We start from the raw sequence: 1,005 nt of genomic DNA, 5'->3' as shown, positions 1-1,005 counted from the left end.
AGACAGAGTTTAAAAAACACAACAGGATCTATACTCTTTTGACCACTGCTGCCGTAAAAACCTCGAGTAAGATCATAGAGAAAATCTAAGTTTAAGGCTTCTTTCAATCGGCGGTAGAAATTTGTGGACGGTACGCGGTCACTCAACCGAAAACTGTTGAATAACTGCTCTTGATATACTTTTTTGCCTTGCATACCATGAAATTAATCTTTTTTAGTAAATTGTGCAACAAGCACAACGGCTATACGTAATTGCTTGTTTTCGCCTACTTCTGAAAATCCTTGCGGATTTTCAGTTTGGTTTGTACTTGTAAAGTTAAGTGCTAAACCACGCAACTACTCATAGCCAAACACGTTAGCAAATATTTGAATTGACAAATTGGAAAGAATATATTGACCAAAAATTTCAGCCCAAATCGGACTTTGAATTTGTGGATGGAACGACCGACTTGAACAACGGAATTTACCGAATTACGCATAAAGTTACAGGAACAATATTTGACTTTATTTATCCTGAATACGATTGGAATAAAATAGGAGATGTTCAATTTTATAATCCAAAAACAAAAGGTTGGTCTGGTGAATTTTGGGAATCGGAATTTTCGGAAACTGAAAAGAATAAGTTGGATGATTTTCTGAAACCTGCTATGCAAACTGGTTGGTCAAGTCAAGATTTTTATATAGCAAACAAACATTATAAATCATATGTTTATTGGAACAAAGATTTTAAAGGTAAAAGATTTAGTTACAATACAGGATTTGGATGTTTATCAATATTTATCTTTCCATATTTCTGGATTACGACCGAATTGAAAAAACGGAAAATCTTAAACGGAATGAAAGAAATAATTATTGAACCTATTAATAAAAACATTTGCTAACAATGGTAACCGTTGCACAACCCCATAATTAAAAAAAAACGTATTCATTTAAACCGCTTTAGAGCGGTTTTCTAGTTTTATATCGTTTGTAAATTAGCAGAATATAGTCTCTTTAAAATGGACTT

2 protein-coding genes are annotated in these 1,005 nt (G+C 32.7%); one reads left to right on the top strand and one right to left on the bottom strand.

The window, feature by feature from the left end; genetic code table 11:
- Nucleotides 1-194, bottom strand: a 194-nt coding sequence (locus KW502_RS15260; RefSeq protein WP_500793363.1) for a transposase, incomplete at its 3' end; no start/stop codon positions are given.
- A gap of 176 nt (nucleotides 195-370) precedes the next feature.
- On the opposite strand from KW502_RS15260, the gene KW502_RS15255 reads away from it, so the two are divergent.
- Entirely contained in the window at nucleotides 371-880 is a 510-nt protein-coding gene (locus tag KW502_RS15255; RefSeq protein ID WP_219041407.1) for a hypothetical protein, read from the top strand.
- The last annotated feature ends 125 nt before the right edge of the window (nucleotides 881-1,005 follow it).

It is taken from the genome of Mesonia aestuariivivens, from assembly GCF_019311235.1.
Classification (GTDB): Bacteria; Bacteroidota; Bacteroidia; order Flavobacteriales; family Flavobacteriaceae; genus Mesonia; species Mesonia aestuariivivens.
This window is presented reverse-complemented; position numbering and strand designations above follow the sequence as displayed.